Source organism: Microcoleus sp. MON1_C1 (genome assembly GCF_036701945.1).
In the GTDB taxonomy this organism is placed as follows: Bacteria; Cyanobacteriota; Cyanobacteriia; order Cyanobacteriales; family Microcoleaceae; genus Microcoleus.
On record NZ_JAUBRO010000001.1, the window covers coordinates 320,153 to 328,934 of the forward strand.

Consider the following 8,782-nt stretch of genomic DNA (forward strand, 5'->3'; position numbering starts at 1 on the left):
GGAATCTGATTACGATCGCCAAATTTTCACTCTTAATACAGCCTCACGCTTTCAATCATCGGTTTGATGAGCAACAATGAGGCGATCAATTTCTTCGTAATGGCGATCCTAATAACGCCAAACATTCTCTCTTCTCGAAATCAGGCACAAGAAGCACTAGCTGACAGTGAAGCCGAAGGATTGGGACTATGAAAATATTGCTGAGAGCGAGGAAATGCGAGGGATAAACTTTAAATTACTCTTGTCCTGCATTAATCTGGTTAATCATGTTGATGCTATCAAAACTTTTCAGCAAGCACTCAAGAACGATAAAAATAAGTAACGGTTTTCAACTCAGATTGAGTATCAACCCAAATAAAAAACACCCCCCCGACAATAGGCTGGGGTTGTGTGTTTTACAATAAAAATTTTAAGTGCGGATAAAAGGACTTGAACCTTCACTCCTCTCGGAACCAGAACCTAAATCTGGCGCGTCTGCCAATTCCGCCATATCCGCATTTTGACATTTAAATACTATAGCACACAACACAGCGATCGGTCAATCGATTTTAGATTTTAGATTTTAGATTTTAGATTGAAGGAAGCGACCCACTGATAAATCCGCAGGCTGATGACCCAATTGCTCGATCGCCCAATCGATTTTAGATTTTAGATTTTAGATTGAAGGAAGCGACCCACGGATAAATTCCCAGGCTGATGACCCAATTGCTCGATCGCTCAACATCGAGAAACCCGGTCATTTTTGGACACCGGGTTCAATCATGAGTTATCGCCACAGCAATTTTCCGTATTTTTCACTTGTCACTTACTTTTGGCCGAGCGATTTCCAGGTTGTTTCGTCCACCATGCCGTTCGCCATCAAACCCTTAAATTCCTGAAACTTCTTGACAGCCGTAGCAGTGCGAGCGCCAAAAATGCCGTCGATGGGGCCCGGATCGTAACCCTGTATTTCCAAACGCACCTGTAGCGTCTTCACCTTGGAACCGACAGCGCCTTTATTTAGAAGAGTTGGAGGATTGCCGGGAACTGCAGCATTGCTCAGAATAGGAGGATTGCTCTGCACAGCTTCAGGAGCAGGGGCCGGATCTGCTGCTAAAGCTGTCCAAGTTTCTTTGTCCACAATGCCATCTGCGTTCAAACCCTTAGACTGCTGAAAGGCACGAACCGCCGATGTAGTGCGAGAGCCATAGGTACCGTCGATCGTTCCTACCTTGAAACTGTGCACCTGCAACCGTTGCTGTATGGCTGCAACTTCTGGCCCGTCAGCTCCCGCCGAGATAGTTTTTTCCTTTCTCACTGGCTGCTCGCCCGCGTAAAAAGGCTTGTGAAACATATCTCCTTGGGAATTTCCCTCAGGCGATGCTGACGCACCCGGATCGGCGGGAGCCGTAAAGTCTCTGCGGTACTGTTCCTGCACCAAGGGTTCGGTGTCAAAAGCAGCAGTTGCCTTTTTGGTCAACGCGGGAGCGAGCAGAGCAATCAAGCTGAAAATCGTAACAGTAGTCACACGCATAAATTTCATCCTGTTAGTGAGGTTTGACAAGGTTTCGCTGATTTCATGTTTCTAAATCTAATTGTATTACCCGGACTGCTTTCTGAAACATATAGCAAAAGGAAGAAGGAACAAGGCCATTTCACTTCGCGATCGGGTAACAAGAAGTCCGAGAGAAGGGGTAATAGACCGCATTGGTTTGGGCCATTAAGAAAGTTCTAACCGTCTGGCGCGGTTGCTATATGTGCAGCAGCTTCTAGAATTTCGGCAATGGGGACAGACGCACTCAGGATTTACGAGTTGGAAGTTACCTGTTAGAAGTAGGGGCCGGTTCGTACTATTCCTAATACACCCGGTTGATTCCGAGATTTTTCGTTACCAAACTCTATATTTTCGTATAAACCACGTCTTTTAGCCTCAGTCTTATGGTACAAAACCTGCCGTCATTCACAAATCTTTACAGGCAGATTGTGTACAAAGTTGATTTATGAAAGGCGAAGTTTTTTCCTTTAATCCCCCCCTAATATCAATTTCGGTAGTATCGGAATTATTAAATCCCTCTTGACGCAGAGGATACAGAGAAAGGGAATAGAGAGAGATGAATAATTCCGATACCAAGGGATATGATATAAAAAGCAAAACTCGGCACTTATCGATTTGCGTGTTCTGCCAATAAAGCCTTCGCTTTCGGCTTGTAAATCAGATAAAACAGCGATTCTATGTAGCGGAGCATATCTTCGCGGTTTTCCTTGGACGAGTAGTTCCAGAAACCGTAAGTCCGCGCTAGGGTCAGCAGCTTGGTCGTGTGAATTTTCCAGGTATACGTGCTGTAAACTCGGTCAATTCCTCGCGTTGAAATTTCATACCAATAGTTGGGATTGTGTTCGCACTTAGATAAAAAATCTAGAATTTTTTGGGCAGTGTCCTCGTGGTTGGTCGGGTTGATATAAAACCCATTTACGCCATCTTGAATAATTTCCAGCGGGCCACCAAACTGCGTCCCGAAAGTGGGAATACCGGTAATCATTGCTTCGAGAATTGTCAAGCCGAAAGCTTCAAATAATGCTGGCTGAACAAATATACCTTGGGTGTCGGCGATTACCCGGTAAATTTCGCCGGACAGGCTTTTGGAAAGCCTCACTCCCAACCAGCGAATTTTACCGTGAAGGTTGTATTGGTCGATAATTGCGTAGAGCTTTTTAATTTCTTCTGCTTCTTCGTAGTCTTCGGTTTCTTCGACCCGCAGCTTGCCAGCTACTAGAATTAAGTTGCATTTTTCTTGCAATTCCGGGCTTTTGCCAAACAATTCTGCTAAGCCTGTCATGTTTTTAATGCGATCGAGCCTGGCCATGGAAAACAAAGGGCGCTTGTGCGGGTCGTCGAGTTTTCCAAAGACTTGTTCGGGGTCTTCTAGAGTAAACAGTAATTCGTTGAGCCGATGGCGATCGCCTTGCACCCGGTCTTCCATGCGCGTGTAGGGAAAGTACACACTTTCGTTAACTCCCGGCGGCACGACGTTGAATTTAGGGCTGAACAGTTCAATCCCGTTCACAACGTGGTACAAATCCGGCATGGTAAAACAATGGTAAGATTCGTACTGACCGACACTATCGGGTTGGCCCACAATCTCTTGATAGGTGCTGCTGACAATACAATTAGCTGCATTCATGGCAATTATATCAGCAGTAAATTGCAACGAAAAATGGTATTTATCCTCTGATTCTTGCCAGTAGAGATTGCTGAACAAATATTTAGATTTTTCCAGCGCATGGGCAATATTACACTGAGTAACTTTGAGTTTGCGAGACAGCAAAAACGCTACCAAGTTCCCGTCGGAATAGTTGCCGACAATTAAATCTGGCTTGCCCTGAAACTCAGCCAGCAGCTCTTTTTCGGAATCGATCGCGTAAGTTTCCAAATAAGGCCAAATCTCGAATCTAGAAATCCAATTTTGAGTCAGTTTTGGATTGAACTGCCGGAAGGGAACCCGCAAAATCCAAGCATTTTCTGTGGCGTGAACTTTTTCCAAACGTTCGTTGCAGCGCGTACCGTCGCTGTTAGGAATTAACCGGGTGAGAATAATTACTTTAGGTTTGACTCCTAAACTATCAAGACCTGCAAGATGAATGTCTTCTTGCAGTTGTTTCTCTAAACTCTTGGCTTGATCAAGGACATAAACTACCTGCCCTCCCGTATCCGGCCGCCCCAAAACTCCTTCTTGGCCGAACCAGCCGTGAGGAGAAACTAGGACGATTTTGAAAATCATCGGGATGCGAGAAATAAATGCTTCTAGGGTTTGGGGATCGGGCGAATCAATTAATTCGTCAAGAATTCCTAGGGTTTCATGTACGCGGGCTGCGGTATTTCCCCAACCTGCCTCGAAACCCATCAATTGCAGCACCAGTCGAAATCTTTCGTACGACTCTTCTTCAGAAAGATCGCTGACAAAGGTGAGGGCTTTTTTGACTTGTTCTGAAAGTTGTTCTTGAGATTTTATGCGATCGTTAATTAATAATTGTATGCCGTTGTAGCGGTGAATCCGCAAGAAATTAAATAGACTTTCCTGCCACTGTCTGGGATCTTGAAACAGTTTGCTGGACAGGTATCGGTTGAGGAATTGCACTCCTTTGCCGATGTTTTTGGGGTCGCGAATTGTGGGGGAATAATCGTAAAAAGGGCCGAAATCTAGTTCGAGAATGTCGCCTTCTTGGGGGTTAAAGTGGTTGACGAAGCGATCGCGCACGTCGAGCAATTCTTGCACTGTCATCTGCTCAACAGTCAAGTCGTCTGCAACTCGCACTATTTCCATACTAGCAATTTTTGGCCGCAGCAAGACGCAAAGGCTGCCATCTTCGAGAATAATTTCCTGAACGTAGTAAATCAGTTTGCTTAAAAGAGAAGATTTATGGAACTGTTCGGGCTTTTCGTATTTGGTGCAGTAGGCGGCAAAAGCGTTAACTATGTCGTTTCGCAGTAAATATTTGTTTCCCAAAGCGCGTAAATCGCTGACAAACTGACGCAAGTCGGTTTTTTCGTCGCTGGCGATCACAGCCTGAAAGAGTTCAGACATACATACTCCCTTATTTAAGACTTTTGATTTCCGCTGTAAAATTAGGCGATACTCAAACCGTATCGCCTTTTTTTAAGCTGCTACTTTTTTTGTAATTTTAAAGTCGGCAATCTGAACTTGCTATCCCTCAAATGACATAAAACTCCCCGTATTTGTGGCGAATGTAGCGGATAAAGGGATCGATAGTTAAAGGTGAACCTGTAACGCGATCGATCAATTCGACAGCAGTGTATTTGCGACCGTGCTGGTAGATGTTTTGTTTTAGCCAGTCGTGGAGTACGGTAAAATTGCCCCTTTCTATTTCTACGGGAATTTCAGGATTGTTTTTTACTGCTGTTTCGTAGAATTGGGCGCTCATCAAGTTGCCGAGGGTGTAACCTTGGAACATTCCGCCGATCGTACCAACATACCAGTGAACATCTTGCATCGCGCCTTCGCTGTCGGTGGCGGGGACAACGCCAAGGTCGGTTTTATAACGTTCGTTCCAGGCTTCGGGGAGGTCTCGCACTGCTAGTTTTCCCTCTACCATTGCCAATTCTAGGTCAAAGCGGATGGCGACGTGGAGGTTGTAGGTTACTTCGTCGGCGTCAGTGCGGATGAGCGATCGCGAGACTTTGTTAATTGCCCGGTAAAATGCGTCAGTGGATACGTGTCCCAACTGTCGCAAAAATACGCCTTGGAGTTGGGGGTAGAAACATTCCCAAAAACCGCGGCTGCGCCCGACCATATTTTCCCAAAGTCGCGACTGACTTTCGTGCAGGCCGGAGGAAATGCCGCCTGCAAGCAGCGTGCCCTCAAATTCCGGGGAATTTCCGAGTTCGTAGAGGGCGTGTCCGGCTTCGTGGATGCTGCTGAACAGTGCTTGATCCAAGTGGTCTTCATAGACGCGGGTGGTAATTCGCACGTCGTCTATGGAGAAGTTGGTCATGAACGGGTGCAGGGTGGTGTCTTGCCGTCCCCGTTGGAAGTCGAACCCCATGCGTTCTACAACTTTGCGAGTGAATTCTAGTTGCTGGGATTCTGGAAAGTCTTGGTGCAAGCAGGAGTCGTCGGCGGGAGGTTGGGAGGTGATGGCTTCGACTATCGGCACTAATTCTTCACGCAGTTTGGCGAAAAGCGGGCGCAGCAGGGATACTTTCATGCCGTAGTCGCTACGATCGATCAAAGGATCGGCGATGTGTTCGTATCCGGGGAAAAACTCGGCGTACTGCCTGCTTAATTCTAGGGTTTTTTCGAGATACGGCTCGACCGCTGCGAAGTTGTTGGCTGCTCTAGCCGCGGCCCAAGCTTCGTAGCTGTCGGCTTGGTGGCGGCAGAGTGCGGACATGAAGGTTGCTGGGACTCTGGCGGCGCGATCGTAGTCTCTGCGGGCAATGCGGATCAGGCTGGCTGCGGTAGAGTCGTAGGGGAGCGTCTGCTCGTAGAAACGCAAGTCTTCTAGGAGTTCACCAATCTTTGGATCGGTAAATTTTTCGTGGGATATTTGTTTGAGAGTAGCCAACTGGCGGCCTCTGGCAGTTGCACCTTTGGCGGGCATATAAGTGGATTGATCCCAATGCAGCAACGACGAGGCTGATTCGATGTCCGTAACTTCTCTGAGGTGGGCTGCCAGTTGAGCGAATTTTGCTTGAGTTTTGTCTAGGGTTTGCATGATTGGGGTTTATGGTGCTGTTTTGCCTACAAAGGTTGCAGTGCGGCATCCGTCTCCATCAATCATAGCTACCCTGAAATCAAGCTAAAAACCGCACTTCTTCCCGTATTGTACGCAATTTAGAGTCATTTTTGCACAATTTCCGGTATTTCTGCGGATTAAGTTCGATCGCCTTGGATAAGTTTTCGATCGCCAGTCGGATGCTGGTGGCTACTATTTCCTGGCTGTTTGTGAGCTCGCCTGCTTGTTTTTCTAGGGCGTAAATGCAAGCTTTTTGATAGTACAGGTTGGGATCGTCGGGGTTGAGTGCGATGATTTTATCGTAGGAGGCGATGGCTTCGGTAAATCGTTGAATTTTTTTGAGGGCTATGGCGCGGTTGTACCAGGCTTCGATGTTATCTGGCTGCAACTCTACGGTTTTGTCCCAAGAGGCAATTGCTTCTTCAAAGCGTTGTAAGTTGGCGAAGGCTAAGCCGCGGTTGTAAAAGGTTTCGCTGTCGTTTGGGTTGAGTGCGAGGGCTTTGTCCCAGGATGCGATCGCTTCTTCAAATTGTCCCATTTGTGCGATCGCGGTGCCGCGTTTGTTCCAGGCTTCGGCGGAATTCGGCCGCAGTTGCAGGGTTTTGTCGTAGGAGGCGACGGCTTCCGGGTAGAGTTTTTCATCGGCTAGGGCTAAGCCGCGGTTGTACCAGGCTTGATGCAAGTCTGGTTTGAGTTCGATCGCTTTGTCGTAGGAGGCGATCGCCTCTGTATTTTGGTCGGATTTTCTCAGGGCAAATGCTTTGTTATACCAAGCTTCGCAGTAGTCTGGTTTGATGGCTATGGCTTTGTCGTAGGAGTCGATCGCTTCTGAAAATTTTTCTAAGCTGACGAGGGTGTTGCCGCGGTTCGTCCAAGCTTCGGGGTAGCTGGGGTTGAGTGCGATCGCTTTTTCGTAGGATGCGATCGCTTCTGAGAGTCTGTTGAGCTTCCGCAAAACGTTGGCGCGATTATACCACGCTTCGGGATTGTTGGGTTTGATTTGTAGGGATTTGTTGTAGGCTGCGATCGCTTCTTCTAGCTGGCCCAATTTTTTGAGGGCGACGCCTTGGTTGTACCAGGCTTCATAAAATGTTGGTTCAAGTTCGATCGCTTCTTCCCAAGATTCGATCGCAGCTTGGAATCGTCCCATTGCTTCTAGGGCGTTGCCGCGATCGTACAATGTTTGAGCCTTTTGGGTGTTGACTGCTATGGATTTTTCCCCTGAGTCGATCGGCTTTTCTATGCTGGCTAATTTTTGCAAGGGGTTTCACCTCATTATTTTCTGTGTAATTGATTCTTTTCTTTTTTATATGCGATCTTTTTCGCCTTTGAGTGCTTTCGATCGCGGCTATTTGGTTATTTAGGGCAATTTTACAGGAATTTGGGAGCTTTTTCAATTTTTTTCATTATTATTCTAGAGCTTGGATTTGTAGGTATAGATTAATACTATTTTTTTATATGATTGCGTAGAAAAGAGGAAAGGGCGATCGTACTGAGGTGTGACAAACCTCATCCAAGATATAATTTTCACGTAACGCTTGTGACCGATGGGGGGTTGAAAGCGCCTCTTGTCAAGCGAATTCCGCCTTTGCAGACTAATAAATAATAAGAGTATTTTTGATGCTGTAGCGGCGGGTTTTACCAAGAATAATTGTCTAAAACCGACAATCTCATAAACCCGCCCCACCCAAGGGCAAATCCCTATTCTTGAATCAAGGCTTGAAACCGAGTATGCGATCGAATGCTGTCAAAATCCGAGTCAGTTTTTGCCATTTCTCGGTATTTGTCAGGATTCAGATGGATGGCTTGCTGCAAATTCTGAATCGCTTGGTCAATCTCACTGTGTAACGCATAGCAGCAAGCTTTATTATAAAATGTTGCCTCATCATCTGGTTTTAATTCTAAGGCTTTGTCGTAGGAGGCGATCGCCTCTTCAAGCCTGCCTAATTTACCCAGTGCAATGGCCCGATCGTACCAGGCTGCGTCATCATCTGGTTTGATTTCTAAGGCTTTGTCGTAAGAGGTGATCGCTTCTTCCAATCTTCCTAAATTACGCAGTGCAATGCCCCGATTGTACCAGGCTGCGTCATCATCTGGTTTGATTTCTAAGGCTTTGTCGTAGGAGGCTATCGCTTCTTCCCATCTTCCTAGATTACCCAGTGCAATGCCCCGATTGTTCCAAGCTGCGTCCTCATCTGGTTTGATTTCTAAGGCTTTGTCGTAGGAGGCTATCGCTTCTTCCAATCTTCCTAAATTACGCAGTGCAATGCCCCGATTGTACCAGGCTGCGTCATCATCTGGTTTGATTTCTAAGGCTTTGTCGTAAGAGGTGATCGCTTCTTCCAATCTTCCTAAATTACGCAGTGCAATGCCCCGATTGTACCAGGCTGCGTCATCATCTGGTTTGATTTCTAAGGCTTTGTCGTAGGAGGCTATCGCTTCTTCCCATCTTCCTAGATTACCCAGTGCAATGCCCCGATTGTTCCAAGCTGCGTCCTCATCTGGTTTGATTTCTAAGGCTTTGTCGTAGGAGGCTATCGCTTCTTCC

Annotated in this window: 5 protein-coding genes and 1 tRNA gene; all 6 read right to left on the minus strand. The window is 46.7% G+C overall.

Features of this window, described 5'->3' with window-relative positions; translation table 11 throughout:
- Positions 1-414: 414 nt before the first annotated feature.
- Positions 415-496, minus strand: a tRNA-Leu gene (locus tag QUA62_RS01215).
- A gap of 309 nt (positions 497-805) precedes the next feature.
- On the minus strand, positions 806-1,513 hold the full coding sequence (locus QUA62_RS01220; protein WP_333402025.1) for a peptidoglycan-binding protein: 708 nt from the start codon (positions 1,511-1,513) through the stop codon (positions 806-808).
- A gap of 628 nt (positions 1,514-2,141) precedes the next feature.
- A complete protein-coding gene (locus QUA62_RS01225; RefSeq protein WP_333402026.1) occupies positions 2,142-4,562 on the minus strand; it encodes a sucrose synthase in 2,421 nt (806 codons plus the stop codon).
- A gap of 127 nt (positions 4,563-4,689) precedes the next feature.
- Entirely contained in the window at positions 4,690-6,213 is a 1,524-nt protein-coding gene (locus QUA62_RS01230) for a carboxypeptidase M32 (protein WP_333402027.1), read from the minus strand.
- Positions 6,214-6,292: 79 nt separating this feature from the next.
- Positions 6,293-7,495 (minus strand): tetratricopeptide repeat protein, encoded by a 1,203-nt coding sequence (locus QUA62_RS01235; protein ID WP_333402028.1) that lies wholly within the window; start codon positions 7,493-7,495, stop codon positions 6,293-6,295.
- A 440-nt stretch (positions 7,496-7,935) separates the two neighbouring features.
- Positions 7,936-8,782: tetratricopeptide repeat protein (locus QUA62_RS01240; protein ID WP_333402029.1), on the minus strand; the 847-nt coding region annotated here is incomplete at its 5' end.

What these genes read in the sequence shown, in the direction of transcription:
- QUA62_RS01225 (WP_333402026.1), bottom strand. Translation starts at nt 4,562, where the DNA reads ATGTCTGAACTCTTTCAGGCTGTGATCGCCAGCGACGAAAAAACCGAC.
- QUA62_RS01230 (WP_333402027.1), bottom strand. Translation starts at nt 6,213, where the DNA reads ATGCAAACCCTAGACAAAACTCAAGCAAAATTCGCTCAACTGGCAGCC.
- QUA62_RS01220 (WP_333402025.1), bottom strand. Translation starts at nt 1,513, where the DNA reads ATGCGTGTGACTACTGTTACGATTTTCAGCTTGATTGCTCTGCTCGCT.